Raw genomic sequence first — 14,013 nt, forward strand, 5'->3', positions numbered from 1 at the left:
TTCGCTGGGCCGTAAAATCAGTTAGTCCGCAGTTTAGCGACCTCTTCACTGGGTGTGAGACCAAAATAGCGTTTAAACTCACGGCTGAACTGTGAAGCACTCTCATACCCTACTTTGTTGGCTGCGGTACTGGCTTTTAGCCCATCGTGCAACATCATCATTCGTGCGCGATGCAACCGGTAAGATTTGAGATATTGCAGTGGCGAGGTGTTAGTGACGGCTTTGAAGTTATGATGAAACGCCGAAACACTCATGTTCACATCTGCCGCTAATTGCTCAACATTCAGATTATCTGCAAATTGATTTTCAATACGCCGCAAGGTTTTGGTAATTTGATTAAAGTGCCCATGGCGGTTAACCAGCGCCTGCAAGGCTCCTCCGCATTGACCACACAGTACATAGTAGAGAATTTCCCGCACAATTTGTGGGCCGAGCACTCTGGCATCACGGGGATTGGACATCACATCCAATAAGCGCTCGGTGGCACACAGCATCTCTTCGGTCAGCGCCGATGAATTGACGCCAGAGGTATTACCGAACGGTTTATCCAGCTCATCATCACCGATATCTATCAGCAGATCCTGTAGCATCTGGCTGTCTATATGAATCGATATTCCCGCCAGAGGTATTTCAGGGCTGGCAAAAGTTTCACATTCAAACGGCAGTGGAACCGTCAGAATAAGGTAATTTTTCGGATCATACTGAAACACTTTACTGCCCAGATAACCCACTTTGTGCCCTTGGAATATGATGACTACACTGGGGGTGTACATTACCGGAGTGCGCGGCTGGTGCACTGTGGAGTACAAAATTTTCACCCGTGGCACAGCAGAGGGCGTTAAGCCATTCCCCTTAGCCAAACGTGTAATTTTTTCGGCCATCTGTACCTGAATATCATTAACCTCAACCATATACTCTCACTTACTGGAGTTATCTGAGATAATCTAGCAACTAAAACGATCAGATATAAATTGTGCAATATTTACCGCATTTTCTACAGTGCTTTGGAGAAATAGGCAAGAGCAAGGCAGAAATGTGCATTGAGGTATCGCGCTAAGTTGCCGACAATGGCTGCCAATGGTACGGCAATAAACAATCATTGCATCACCGGCTAATACGTCGCGTTTTGATTACCATAATTGTTCATCACCCATAAGCTGGAAGACAAATAATGCAAAACTTTACCCTCCATACCCCCACTAAAGTGCTGTTCGGTACTGGTCAAATAGCACAATTGAGTAAAGAAATTCCTGCTGATGCCCGCATCTTGATTACCTATGGCGGCGGCAGCATCAAACAAAATGGTGTGCTGGATCAAGTCCATCAGGCACTGAAAGGCTTTGATTTCCTGGAGTTTGGCGGTATTGAGCCGAATCCAACCTATGAAACCCTGATGAAAGCTGTTGCGCTTTGCCGGGCAGAGAAAATCGACTTCCTGCTAGCGGTGGGAGGGGGATCAGTATTAGATGGCACCAAATTCATCGCCGCTGCCGTCAATTACCCACAAGAACCATGGCATATTCTGCAAACCACTGGCAGCGATATTAAAGAAGCACTGCCAATGGGTTCAGTGCTGACTCTGCCTGCTACCGGTTCTGAAGCTAACAATGGCGCAGTTATCAGCCGCCGTGAAACTGGTGATAAGCAGCACTTCTTCTCACCCTTTGTCCAGCCACTGTTTGCCGTGCTGGACCCGGTTGTCACTTATACTTTGCCACCGCGCCAAGTCGCGAACGGTGTTGTCGATGCTTTTGTACATACCATTGAGCAATATCTGACTTACCCGGTTGATGCAAAAGTGCAGGATCGCTTTGCTGAAGGGCTGTTGTTAACCCTGATTGAGGAAGGTCCGAAAGCATTGGCGGAGCCAGAAAACTACAATGTGCGCGCCAATATTATGTGGAGTGCCACTATGGCATTAAACGGCCTGATTGGGGCCGGTGTGCCACAAGACTGGGCGACACACATGTTAGGCCACGAACTGACCGCCCGCCATGGTCTGGACCATGCTCAGACGCTGGCGGTAGTACTGCCCGCTCTGTTAGTGGCGAAGAAGCAACAAAAGCGCGCCAAACTGCTGCAATACGCGGAGCGTGTCTGGGGCCTACGTGACGGTAGCGAAGAGCACCGCATCGATGCCGCAATTGAAGCTACCCGTCATTTCTTTGAAAGCATGGGCGTTGCTACTCGCCTGTCGGCCTACAAACTGGATGGCAGTTCTATTCCTGATTTGATTAAAAAACTGGAAGAGCACGGTATGACTCAGCTTGGCGAACACAGTGATATCACTTTAGCTGATAGTAAACGTATCTACGAAGCTGCGGTCTAATAATAGCATCAGCCCAGTTTACAGTTTTCAACACAGAAGGCATCGTTGAACAGGATGCCTTCTGTTCAACATCTACTTACTCTTTTCACTTACCGTTAAAAGGGTGCTATCGTTATTAACTGCTAGGCTTTAGCTTATTACCACGCATTTTGCTGTTCATCTCTCAGTGGCAGATCGCCGATAGATCTGTGCACATTTTGATACTTCTCACACATGATTAATCGCTAGCAAGATCATAAATAGAATGATCACGACTAAACTTACATTACGGGTAAACAGGGCAAACACAGCCCAATCAGTCAGCGAAGGAGATAGACATGGCAACACAACCCATTATCAAATTGCACGATGGCAACCTGATGCCACAACTTGGCCTTGGCGTTTGGCAAGCAACGATTGAAGAAACACAGCTTGCTGTCAGCAAAGCACTCGAGGTGGGCTATCGCTCTGTCGATACTGCGGCAATTTATAAAAATGAACAGGGTGTCGGCTCGGCACTGAAGGCGGCGGGTGTGGCTCGTGATGAGCTATTTATTACCACTAAACTGTGGAATGACAGCCAGCAGGATCCGAAAAAAGCACTAGAAGAGAGCCTGAGCAAACTTCAGCTCGATTATGTCGATCTCTATCTGATCCATTGGCCCAACCCAACACAGGATCACTACGTTAGTGCCTGGCGTGAACTGATCAAATTGAAAGAACAAGGTTTAATTCGCAGCATTGGTGTCTGTAACTTCCAGATTCCTCATCTGCAACGGCTGATTGATGAAACGGGTGTGGCGCCAACCGTCAATCAGATTGAGCTACATCCACTGCTACAGCAGCGCCAGCTCCATTCGTGGAATGCCACCCATCATATTGCAACCGAATCCTGGAGCCCGCTGGCCCAAGGTGGTGAGGGCGTTTTCGATCAAACCGTTATTCGCCAGTTAGCGCAAAAATACAATAAAACACCTGCACAGGTCGTGATCCGCTGGCATCTCGATTGTGGGTTGATCGTTATCCCGAAATCGGTAACACCGGCGCGTATCAAGGAAAACTTTGAAGTGTTTGATTTTAAATTGCATAAAGATGAACTGACGGCAATTTCGAAGTTAGACAGCAATAAACGCCTCGGGCCAGACCCGGATGTTTTCGGGTCTGACAACTGAGTTCAAGGCGATGTATTCAGTTTAATGATGCTTAGCTTTGCCCTTTGCGCCGGCAGCCGTCTGATTTGCCGGGGATTTTCTCGCCCCAGTTTTGCTTACTGACGGTTTTGCCACTGGCGTGCTACTGGCAACCTGCGGTTTTTTGCTGATAGCAGACGTTGTGCTTCGGCTACCTGGCTGACGCTGGCGGGTGATAGCAGTGTGCTTCGTCAGGGCCGGAGTATGGTGGCGCAGCGCCCGACGAGCTTCACGTTGTTCCTCGATTGTCGCTGCCGGAACCAGGCATTCCCGGCGGCCGCCAATCAGATGTTGCAACCCCATCTCCTCTAATGCAGTACGGATCATTGGCCAGTTAGCCGGATCATGATAACGCAGCAAGGCCTTATGTAACCGCCGCTGGCGATCCCCTTTCGGTACAACGACGTCTTCACTTTTATAATCCACTTTCGCCAGCGGATTTTTACCGGTGTAATACATGGTCGTAGAGTTAGCCAGTGGCGACGGGTAGAAGTTCTGTACCTGATCCAGACGGAAACGGTTTTTCTTCAGCCATAGCGCCAAATTGACCATATCTTTATCCTCAGTGCCCGGATGGGCAGAGATGAAATAAGGGATCAAATACTGCTCTTTACCTGCCTGCTTGGAATAGGTATCAAACAACTCTTTAAAGCGTTGATAGCTGCCCATTCCCGGTTTCATCATTTTGGAAAGTGGCCCTTCCTCGGTGTGTTCCGGTGCAATTTTCAAATATCCACCCACATGATGGCTGGCTAATTCTTTGATATAGCGCGGATCTTCTACTGCTAAGTCATAGCGGACCCCCGAGGCGATCAGGATCTTTTTAATCCCTTTAAGATCACGCGCCCGGCGGTACAAAGAGATAGTCGGCTGATGGTTAGTATCCATATGCGGGCAAATCTCAGGATAAACACAGGATGCACGCCGACAGGTCTGTTCTGCCCTCGGCGACTGGCAGCGCAGCATATACATGTTAGCCGTTGGGCCACCAAGATCAGAGATAATACCGGTAAAACCAGGGACTTTGTCGCGAATCTCTTCGATTTCACGAATAATAGAATCTTCAGAGCGGCTTTGAATAATACGCCCTTCATGCTCAGTGATAGAGCAGAATGAACAGCCGCCATAGCAACCACGCATAATGTTGATCGAGAAGCGAATCATGTCATAGGCGGGGATCGGCGATTTGCCATAGGCTGGGTGCGGCACACGCTGGTAGGGTAGCGCAAACACGCTGTCCATCTCTTCCGTACTCAGTGGAATAGCCGGTGGGTTAATCCAAATATAGCGATCACCATGTTTTTGCATCAAGGCCCGTGCACAACCGGGGTTGGTTTCATGATGCAAAATCCGCGAGGTGTGGGCATATAACACTTTGTCTGCCTTCACTTTTTCATAAGAAGGCAGCAAGACGTAGGTCTTTTCCCATGGTTTGGGTTTGGCGGCACGAACAGTAACCGGTTTAGCTTCGGATTCAGGAATGCTATCAGTGGCGCACGGCAGATCTTCACCGTACGGATTGGGAATGGCTTCAATACGCCCCGGTTTGTCCAGGCGAGTAGAATCAACCCCACTCCAGCCCGGTAATGCAGTTTTGCGCATCACAACCGTGTTGCGAACATCCTGAATATCGGCAATTTTCTCACCCGCCGCCAGGCGATGAGCCACTTCAACCAAAGGCCGTTCGCCATTGCCGTAGACCAACATGTCCGCTTTGGCATCCACGATAACCGAACGGCGCACAGTATCAGACCAATAGTCATAATGAGCAATGCGGCGCAAGCTGGCCTCAATACCGCCGAGCAATACCGGCACATGGCTATACGCTTCTTTGCAGCGCTGGCTATAGACTAAAGTGGCCCGATCAGGTCGCTTACCGCTTTGATTATCCGGCGTATAGGCATCATCGTGGCGCAACTTACGATCGGCTGTATAACGGTTGATCATCGAGTCCATGTTGCCAGCCGTAACGCCGAAGAACAGATTGGGTTCACCCAACCGCATGAAATCGTTTTTATTGGTCCAGTCCGGCTGAGCAATAATTCCAACCCGGAAGCCTTGCGCCTCCAGCATACGACCAATGATCGCCATGCCAAAGCTGGGGTGATCCACATAGGCATCGCCGGTGACAACAATAATGTCGCAACTGTCCCAGCCCAATATATCCATTTCCTCCCGTGACATGGGTAAGAATGGCGCGGTGCCATAACATTCAGCCCAATAAGGCTGATAGGAAAACAGGTCACGTTCTGGTTGGATCAAGCTGGTACTCATGGCAACACTCTTTGAATTGAGGAAAGTTGAGGTGGTTCGGGTTAAGAAATCATCACCGGGCGGCGATTATACGCATTTCTCCACGTAAAGAGGAAGGATATATCTTTTGATTACCAGGCTCACACCATCAAGTGAGTGAATGTAGAGTGGATTAGGTTGCGGTTGATATTCGCTCTTTGCTCATCTGAGGCCAAGTAAGCACTAATCTTATATCAACCGAACCCGGTAACCCTTAACCTAACGCCTTACCCAAGTGTTGGTGCGGCCTGTGTCACTAACTGCCCCGCAGAGCCACGATCCGCCATCTCAAGTGTCTGGCTGTAGTACAAGAACGGGAAGTGCTCAGAGGAAACCTGATTGAAATACACCAGTAGCTCTACATCACCATCAACCCAAACAGTATCCTTCCAGCCGCGATCCTCGGCCATCGCCGGCGCGCCGTTGACATTCTTCACCAGGAAGGAGACCCCTTGAATATGGAATGCCTGTGGCATGTCGGCATACAGAGTCCAGCGCTCCCAAGTCCCTTGCTGGGCCTGAGCATCCACACGGCTCATATCCCAAATAGCACCGTTAATGCCCGGTAAATCATCACCCAAACGGAACTCACGGGAACGAATCACGTTGCCGTCCAAAATCTGGTCGGCTAATAAACGCATCGGCAGATTATCGGTCACCAGCGGCAATAAACCGGTTGGTTTTAATGTTAGCACTAGCGTAGAAATCAAAATACTTGAGGGTTCGAACAGCCCACGGAGCCTATCCATGATACCGGCAGATTCACCCGCCGTGATGGAGACTTCATTGCCTTGTGACATATCAATCACCACTTCGCGCCGCTCACCGGGAGCCAGCGAAAGCTGCTGTACGGCCACGGGCGCAGGCAAGAAACCCTGATCACTGGCAACAACATGCAAAGGGCGGCCATCACTGAGTTGCAAGATGTAGCGACGAGCGTTAGAGGCATTTAATAGACGTAATCGAACCCAACCACGAGAGACTTCGACAAACGGGCTTTGCACCCCATTGACCAGCAATGTATCGCCAACAAAGCCACCTTTGGCTGGCGGGTCATATTCAGGCACGCCAAAATTATCAAGCCGCTTGTCCTGAATAATAATCGGGAAATCATCGACACCATAATGACTCGGCAATGGCATCGCTTTACTGACTTCATCTTCCACCAGCCACATCCCTGCCAGCCCGTTATATACATGAGGTGCCATACGGTTAGGGGTATTGGCGTGGTACCAACAGGTTGCGGCCGCTTGCCGTACCGGCAATACCGGCGACCAGTCAACACCAGGGGAGATCATACGTGCCGCGCCACCCATTAGAGTACCAGGAACCTGCAACCCACTGATTGTCATGGATACCGGTTCAGCCAGACGGTTGCTATAAATCAGCTTCACATCATCGCCGCTGAAAACCCTGACTGTCGGCCCCAGATACATGCCGTTAATCCCCCAGACTGCGGCTTTTTGACCGCCACTGAATGCCCAATGTGCACGCTGTAGCGTCAAAAACAGCGGTTGCCCACGACGAGACTCCAATAAGGGTGGAACCGGTAATGGGGGTTGCTGGGTACTATTAGCCTGTGCCCTCAATGGCAGCGAACCTGCGCCTAGCGCTAAGCTCGTAGCCTGAATGAACTGGCGACGACTGAGTGACATATCTTCTCCGTGAAAACCACAATCAAACCTACTGCAAAATTTTGCCTGACTGCGAATAACGCTGAAGGACGGCAAAACGCTCACGACCAGAGTCGTTTAAATGGAAATCCAAAATTTACTTTAAGCAAAACAAGCCGCGCAATAACCTATCAATAAAAGCCAATAGTATTATTTTCCCGCCGCTTGCTGCTCTGCCTGTTGGGCAATTTCGGCATCGAGCTGCTCAATTTTAGCCAGCATCAGGTTGCGGCAATGTTCCGATAATTCACGCACGCGCTCTTTGCCATAGCCACTGGTATCAACGGGCGGCATTATCTCTACAATGACTTTGCCATTTGACCAGCGGTTTAAATTGATATTATTGGTGCTGGACACGCAAATAGGCACAATAGGCACACCAGCAGCTATAGCGGCATGGAAAGCACCGGTCTTAAATGGCAATAACCCACGGCCACGGCTACGTGTACCTTCTGGGAACATCCAGATAGAAACATTTCTTTTTTTGACCTGCTCAACCACCTGAGCAATAGTGCCATGCGCCTTGGCGCGGTTATCACGATCAATCAGCAAGTTACCAGTCAGCCAATATAGCGGGCCAAACAGAGGCACCCATAGCAGGCTCTTTTTACCCACCGTGACCGTACCGGACTGAACCACATTCGACATGGTGACCATATCGTAATTATTTTGATGGTTGGCGATATAAATACAGGTACCGTAGTCCGCCGCTTCCTTGGGGATACGTTGTTCAACTGTAATCCCGAACAATACCGACATCCGACCGAACAGATGCGCAAACGTCGCAAGATTACGTGGGTTTCGCGGCCTAAACAGGCAATAAATCGAACCAAACACACACACCAGAATACAATATAAAACTGCCAGCACCGTGCGCAAAATTAATAGCATAACAACCTCTTAAACACTCACTCTTAGACATGCGATCGACGCTAGTATAACGGCTTACCCACAAAATACCGCGCAGATTCATCGCCATAATTATGTAACGCGACAACGCACGCAAATTGCGCCTGCCATCGATTACATTCACGGGGTGATGCCTGACTAACAATATAATAATGACCACCACAGCAACTCAAGCCGGGTGGTCATTCATTTCTAGCGACGATTACTCTTCGGTATTGGTTGGTACTGACGGCGCATCAACATCAACCCGATCAATACGCTGCAAGCCACGTGGTAACGGCGAACCTTTCCGACCCCGCTCTGCCCGGAATTTCTGTAAGTCTTCTGGGCGCAAGGTGAACTTACGTTTACCAAAATGAAGAGTGATGGAGGTCTGAGGTGGCAGGACAAACAACCATGCCAGACGATCTTCACCCGCAGCCGCTTGTGCCGATGGGATGGAGACTATCTTATTACCCTTACCTTTTGATAACTCAGGCAGATCCGCGACCGGGAACATCAACATACGACCGGCGGCAGTAATAGATAACAACATGTCATCCGGCCCATGAATTTCTAACGGCGTCAACGCTTTGGCATTTTCCGGCAAGGTTATCATGGTCTTACCTGCACGGTTTTTAGCAACTAAATCATTAAAGGTACAGACGAAGCCATAACCGGCATCCGATGCCATCAATAATTTCTGGTCATCCGGTGCCATCAATACCTGTTCAATGGTTGCTCCCGGCGGCGGAGTCAGCTTACCGGTCAGTGGCTCCCCTTGCCCACGCGCAGAAGGCAAGGTCAGCGGATCCAATGCATAACTACGGCCAGTTGAGTCAATAAACACCACCGGTTGGTTACTCATACCGCGAGCCGCAGCACGGAAACTATCACCCGCTTTATAACTCAATCCACTCGGATCAATATCATGGCCTTTGGCACTGCGCACCCAACCCATTTCAGACAGTACAATGGTAACCGGCTCTGAAGGGACAATGTCATGTTCGCTCATCGCTTTGGCTTCACCACGTTCGGTCAATGGTGAACGGCGATCATCACCGTAAGCGGCCGCGTCAGCTTGAATCTCTTTCTTAATCAGCGTGTTGAGTTTACGTTCTGATGCTAACAATGCCTGTAGTTGATCACGCTCTTTGGCTAATTCATCCTGCTCGCCACGAATCTTCACCTCTTCCAATTTGGCTAAATGGCGAAGTTTCAATTCGAGGATAGCTTCAGCCTGCGTTTCCGAAATGGCAAAATGCTGCATCAGCAGTGGCTTTGGCTCATCTTCGGTGCGGATGATATGAATAACTTCATCAATATTAAGGAAGGCAATCAATAAACCTTCTAAAATATGCAGCCGTTTCAGTACCTTTTCCAAGCGGTAATTCAGGCGGTTACGTACCGTTTGGCGGCGGAATACCAGCCACTCAGTCAGGATCTCTAATAGCCCTTTCACTGATGGGCGATGATCCAGACCGATCATATTCATATTGATACGATAACTTCTTTCCAGATCAGTGGTAGCGAACAGGTGGTTCATCACTTGATCCAGATCGACCCGGTTGGTACGTGGAACTATTACCAGACGTGTAGGGTTTTCATGGTCAGATTCATCGCGTAAATCCTCAACCATTGGCAATTTCTTGGCGCGCATCTGGCTGGCGATCTGTTCCAGCACTTTGGCACCAGAAACCTGATGCGGTAACGCAGTAATTACCGCGCTGCCGTCTTCTTTCTTCCACAATGCCCGCATACGGACTGAACCACGGCCATTCTGGTAAATTTTACGAATTTCATCACGCGGCGTGATAATTTCGGCTTCAGTTGGGAAATCCGGCCCTTGTACAAACTCCAGCAACTCTTCCAGTGAAGCCGTGGGTTTATCAATCAGTGCCAGTACCGCCTGTGCAATCTCACGCACGTTATGTGGCGGAATATCGGTTGCCATACCGACGGCGATGCCCGTAGTACCATTTAGCAGAATATTAGGCAGGCGCGCAGGCAGCATTTTCGGCTCCTGCATGGTGCCGTCGAAGTTTGGCACCCAGTCAACCGTCCCCTGCCCCAGTTCGCCCAGTAAAACTTCAGCGTATTTGGATAAACGAGATTCGGTGTAACGCATGGCGGCAAAGGATTTAGGGTCATCCGGTGCCCCCCAGTTCCCTTGCCCATCCACCAGCGGATAGCGATAGGAGAAAGGCTGCGCCATCAATACCATCGCTTCATAGCAAGCACTGTCACCATGTGGATGGTATTTACCTAACACGTCACCCACGGTACGAGCTGATTTCTTGAATTTGGCGCTATTGTTTAGCCCCAGCTCGGACATCGCATAGACAATACGCCGTTGTACCGGTTTCAAACCATCGCCGATAAACGGCAACGCCCGATCCATGATGACGTACATGGAATAGTTCAGATAGGCGTTTTCAGTAAAGGTGTGCAGCGGTAAGCGTTCTGCACCGTCATGAGTCAAATCACTCATTACTCAATTATCCTCAGACTCTGGGATGGCGATCACTGGCTTCAGCGGATCGGCACCGCAAGTTCATTGTCGATTTCTGCCCGCGATAGTACCTCATCTGCGGGGTTACTGTCACAACCCACAGATAAACTCAATCTTTCAGCTTTACAGCATTATCTTTCAAGCTTGCAACATCTGCCGCCCTTTCTATCAACGGGGTAACAAAACGATATCATCATGTAGCCTACCGCTTCTCTTCCCTTCATATACTGGCTATGCGCTGGACTTCCTTCCACTTTTACTTGCTCCCCCGATAACGGTGGTTGGGACGACGGCGTGCAAATCAACACACAGCGACAATGTCGTTTTTGCTTGCAGTCAATGTCGTTTCGCTTGCAATAGAAGTAGGAGAATACCCATGGCATCACCCAACATTCTGCTGTTACGCATCGATAACCGGTTAGTTCACGGTCAGGTCGGCGTGGCGTGGTCCTCATCTCTTGGGGCAAACCTGTTATTAGTTGCCGACGACGGTGTCGCGCAGGACAAACTCCAACAGCAAATTATGTCGATGACCGCCGAGTCCATGGGGTTAGGGATCCGTTTCTTCTCCATCCAGAAAACCATTGATGTTATTGGTAAAGCCTCTGCTGAACAGAAGATTTTTATCGTCTGTCGCACACCGGATGAAGCTCGCCGCTTGGTTGAGGGCGGGGTACCTATCCGCGACGTGAACGTCGGGAATATGCATTTTTCGGAAGGCAAACGTCCGCTAACCAAAAAAGTGTATGTCGATGATAACGATCTGGCCAACCTGCACGCAATTCAACAGCATAACGTAAATGTCTTTATTCAGGACACACCGAGTGACGGCAAAGATAAAGTCCAGTAAAAAGCCGCCGCATCAGGGTATAGCAATCTGAGAGTCTCGGACTTAATCCGATAATACCCTGCCCTACAACGCCTTTGGTGACGGAATTATTTATGCATGAAATAACAATGATGCAAGGTATTGGGCTGGCAATCATGGCACTGATTGTCGGGATCGATTTTTGGTTGGAAGCGTTGTATATCTTCCGCCCGCTAATCGTTTGTACCTTAACGGGTGCCATTCTCGGTGATATCCAAACGGGTTTGATTACCGGTGCATTGACCGAACTGGCCTTTACTGGCCTGACCCCGATTGGCGGTACCCAACCACCAAACCCAGTGTTGGCAGGTATTATGACGACCGTGATTGCCCACAGCACCGGTGTCGACGCGAAAACGGCCATCGGACTGGGCCTGCCCTTTAGCTTCTTAATGCAATACATCATTTTGTTCTATTACTCAGCATTTTCCTTCTTTATGCAGAAGGCTGACCGTTATGCAGAAGAAGCTGATGGCGCAGCTCTCGGGCGGCTGAACTTGTTGTTAACCGCCATTGTTGCTGTGACTTATGCCGCCGTGACATTCTTGTGCGCTTACGTTTCACAGGGCGCGATGCAAAGCCTGGTACGATCAATGCCAGTCTGGTTGACTCATGGCTTTGAGGTTGCCGGTGGTATCTTGCCTGCGGTTGGTTTCGGCTTACTGTTGAAAGTTATGATGAAAACCCCGTTCACCCCTTTCTTTATTATTGGTTTCCTGTTTGTCACCTTTATACCGGTACAGAATCTGTTGCCTGTTGCGCTACTGGGAACGGCTTTCGCTATCTACGAATATTACAACCAACAGAAAAAAGCCGCCCATGCTGCTGCCGCTCCTGAGGAGATGAATGATGGAATCTAATACCTTGCCAACAACGACAGATACCAACACTGAACCAACCACCAAGTTGACGCGCCGGGATATCACCAAATTGGGTTTTCGGTCAGCACTGTTACAGTCCGGTTTTAACTACGAACGTATGCAGGCGACTGGTTTTGCTAGTGCACAAGCCCCGTTGCTGAAGAAGATTTATGGCAATGACAAAGCCGCTCTGTCTGCCGCCATGAAAGATAATCTGGAGTTTATTAATACCAACACCAATGCGGTTGGTTTCCTGATGGGGTTACTGATCTCTCTGGAGGAACGCCACGAAAGTCGAGACCTGATCAAAGGGTTGAAAGTGGCGTTGTTCGGGCCACTGGCGGGAATTGGTGATGCTATTTTCTGGTTCACTTTATTGCCGATTGTCGCGGGGGTTTGTGCCTCTTTTGCCAGTCAGGGCAGTATTTTGGGGCCAATCATCTTCTTCGTGGTTTATCTGGCGCTATTTTTACTGCGCGTGGTATGGACCCATCTGGGCTACACCTTGGGGGTAAGAGCCATCGATAAACTGCGTGCCAGTTCGGGGGCTATTTCCAGAGCAGCGACCATCCTTGGTGTGACAGTCGTTGGTGGGCTGATTGCTTCGTATGTCCATATTACCGTGGCGGCAAAAGTCGCGGTGACCGCGGGCCACGAGGTCTCTATTCAGGAAGCCTTCTTTGACAAAGTCTTCCCAAATCTGCTGCCCATGGTCTACACCTTGCTGATGTATTACCTGTTGCGCGCCAAGAAAGTCAGCCCGGTTACGCTCATTCTGGTGACTTTTGTATTGTCTATCGCACTGTCATGGCTCGGTGTGTTGTAGCACCTCAATCAGTCTCAATCTTTAATGCGCTGGCTAACGGCCAGCGCCCAAGGACCTTTTATGGTAAGCATTATCATCACCGGCCATGGGCGTTTTGCCAGTGGATTGTATAACGCGGTGGAACAAGTCATTGGCCCACAACCGCAAATCATTGCGGTCGACTTTCCGGTCGGTATGAGTACTCAACAGCTAGACCATGCGTTACAGCAGGCACTGGATACATTACCTGTTGAGCACGGTGTGGTGTTCTTCACCGACTTGCTCGGGGGTTCCCCATTTCGCAGTGCAGTCCAATTGAGTGTGCATCAACCTCAATTTGAAGTGATTACTGGTACCAATATGCAGATGCTGGCGGAAACAGTGCTAGACCGAGATGAAATCCCTACAGCCCGCGAATTGGTTCAACAGGCACTGGCGGCGGGAAAGCGGGGAATCGTTCATTTTGTCGTTGACAGTGAAACACCCAACAATGAGGAAAATGACGAGCCGGAGGGAATTTAATAATCCCATAATTCAAAATAGATCAGGGGGCTGAAACTCAAGCGACGGATTATCTTAAGACCCTGATGATCACCCGGTTGGCTTCAGACGCCAGA

General features: G+C 49.6%; 11 protein-coding genes. 6 read left to right on the forward strand and 5 right to left on the reverse strand.

Annotated elements, in window-relative coordinates; genetic code table 11:
• Positions 1 to 17 precede the first annotated feature (17 nt).
• Complete coding sequence (locus Q2T72_RS18860; RefSeq protein ID WP_083162411.1) at positions 18 to 911, reverse strand: AraC family transcriptional regulator; 894 nt, start codon at positions 909 to 911, stop codon at positions 18 to 20.
• A 260-nt stretch (positions 912 to 1,171) separates the two neighbouring features.
• On the opposite strand from Q2T72_RS18860, the gene yqhD reads away from it, so the two are divergent.
• Together yqhD and dkgA are read left to right on the forward strand one after the other, a co-directional pair.
• A complete protein-coding gene (yqhD, locus tag Q2T72_RS18865; protein WP_083162409.1) occupies positions 1,172 to 2,329 on the forward strand; it encodes an alcohol dehydrogenase in 1,158 nt (385 codons plus the stop codon).
• Between the two features lie 317 nt (positions 2,330 to 2,646).
• The gene (dkgA, locus tag Q2T72_RS18870; protein ID WP_083162407.1) at positions 2,647 to 3,480 is read left to right on the forward strand and encodes a 2,5-didehydrogluconate reductase DkgA; all 834 of its coding nucleotides are present in this window, start codon (positions 2,647 to 2,649) and stop codon (positions 3,478 to 3,480) included.
• A 21-nt stretch (positions 3,481 to 3,501) separates the two neighbouring features.
• On the opposite strand, the gene Q2T72_RS18875 is transcribed toward dkgA, so the two are convergent.
• The 4 genes from Q2T72_RS18875 to parC form a co-directional block, all read right to left on the reverse strand.
• On the reverse strand, positions 3,502 to 5,772 hold the full coding sequence (locus tag Q2T72_RS18875; protein WP_083162405.1) for a YgiQ family radical SAM protein: 2,271 nt from the start codon (positions 5,770 to 5,772) through the stop codon (positions 3,502 to 3,504).
• Positions 5,773 to 6,017: 245 nt separating this feature from the next.
• Positions 6,018 to 7,445, reverse strand: coding sequence for a cell division protein FtsP (gene ftsP, locus Q2T72_RS18880; RefSeq protein WP_083162403.1), 1,428 nt, complete (start codon positions 7,443 to 7,445; stop codon positions 6,018 to 6,020).
• A gap of 168 nt (positions 7,446 to 7,613) precedes the next feature.
• Positions 7,614 to 8,354: a 1-acylglycerol-3-phosphate O-acyltransferase gene (locus Q2T72_RS18885; RefSeq protein ID WP_083162401.1), complete on the reverse strand. Its 741-nt coding sequence runs from the start codon at positions 8,352 to 8,354 to the stop codon at positions 7,614 to 7,616.
• A 220-nt stretch (positions 8,355 to 8,574) separates the two neighbouring features.
• Positions 8,575 to 10,842, reverse strand: a complete 2,268-nt coding sequence (gene parC, locus Q2T72_RS18890) for a DNA topoisomerase IV subunit A (RefSeq protein WP_372569674.1) — start codon at positions 10,840 to 10,842, stop codon at positions 8,575 to 8,577.
• 397 nt (positions 10,843 to 11,239) lie between these two features.
• Between parC and agaB the strand changes: the two genes are divergently transcribed.
• The 4 genes from agaB (at position 11,240) to agaF (ending at position 13,918) form a co-directional block, all read left to right on the forward strand.
• Entirely contained in the window at positions 11,240 to 11,713 is a 474-nt protein-coding gene (gene agaB, locus Q2T72_RS18895) for a PTS galactosamine transporter subunit IIB (protein WP_004390117.1), read from the forward strand.
• A gap of 92 nt (positions 11,714 to 11,805) precedes the next feature.
• A complete protein-coding gene (agaC, locus tag Q2T72_RS18900) occupies positions 11,806 to 12,591 on the forward strand; it encodes a PTS galactosamine transporter subunit IIC (protein ID WP_083162397.1) in 786 nt (261 codons plus the stop codon).
• Positions 12,581 to 13,417 carry a PTS galactosamine transporter subunit IID gene (gene agaD, locus Q2T72_RS18905; RefSeq protein WP_193784865.1) on the forward strand — a complete coding sequence of 279 codons (837 nt, stop codon included), beginning with the start codon at positions 12,581 to 12,583 and terminating at the stop codon, positions 13,415 to 13,417. The genes agaC and agaD overlap by 11 nt, the downstream gene beginning before the upstream one ends.
• A 60-nt stretch (positions 13,418 to 13,477) precedes the next feature.
• The gene (gene agaF / locus Q2T72_RS18910; protein WP_083162393.1) at positions 13,478 to 13,918 is read left to right on the forward strand and encodes a PTS galactosamine/N-acetylgalactosamine transporter subunit IIA; all 441 of its coding nucleotides are present in this window, start codon (positions 13,478 to 13,480) and stop codon (positions 13,916 to 13,918) included.
• The last annotated feature ends 95 nt before the right edge of the window (positions 13,919 to 14,013 follow it).

Origin of the sequence: Yersinia sp. 2466 StPb PI, assembly GCF_041538325.1 — a bacterium.
Lineage (GTDB): Bacteria > Pseudomonadota > Gammaproteobacteria > Enterobacterales > Enterobacteriaceae > Yersinia > Yersinia enterocolitica_E.

Coding starts and splice junctions, on each gene's coding strand:
- Q2T72_RS18860 (WP_083162411.1), bottom strand. CDS start 911: ATGGTTGAGGTTAATGATATTCAGGTACAGATGGCCGAAAAAATTACA.
- yqhD (WP_083162409.1), top strand. CDS start 1,172: ATGCAAAACTTTACCCTCCATACCCCCACTAAAGTGCTGTTCGGTACT.
- dkgA (WP_083162407.1), top strand. CDS start 2,647: ATGGCAACACAACCCATTATCAAATTGCACGATGGCAACCTGATGCCA.
- Q2T72_RS18875 (WP_083162405.1), bottom strand. CDS start 5,772: ATGAGTACCAGCTTGATCCAACCAGAACGTGACCTGTTTTCCTATCAG.
- ftsP (WP_083162403.1), bottom strand. CDS start 7,445: ATGTCACTCAGTCGTCGCCAGTTCATTCAGGCTACGAGCTTAGCGCTA.
- Q2T72_RS18885 (WP_083162401.1), bottom strand. CDS start 8,354: ATGCTATTAATTTTGCGCACGGTGCTGGCAGTTTTATATTGTATTCTG.
- parC (WP_372569674.1), bottom strand. CDS start 10,842: ATGAGTGATTTGACTCATGACGGTGCAGAACGCTTACCGCTGCACACC.
- agaB (WP_004390117.1), top strand. CDS start 11,240: ATGGCATCACCCAACATTCTGCTGTTACGCATCGATAACCGGTTAGTT.
- agaC (WP_083162397.1), top strand. CDS start 11,806: ATGCATGAAATAACAATGATGCAAGGTATTGGGCTGGCAATCATGGCA.
- agaD (WP_193784865.1), top strand. CDS start 12,581: ATGGAATCTAATACCTTGCCAACAACGACAGATACCAACACTGAACCA.
- agaF (WP_083162393.1), top strand. CDS start 13,478: ATGGTAAGCATTATCATCACCGGCCATGGGCGTTTTGCCAGTGGATTG.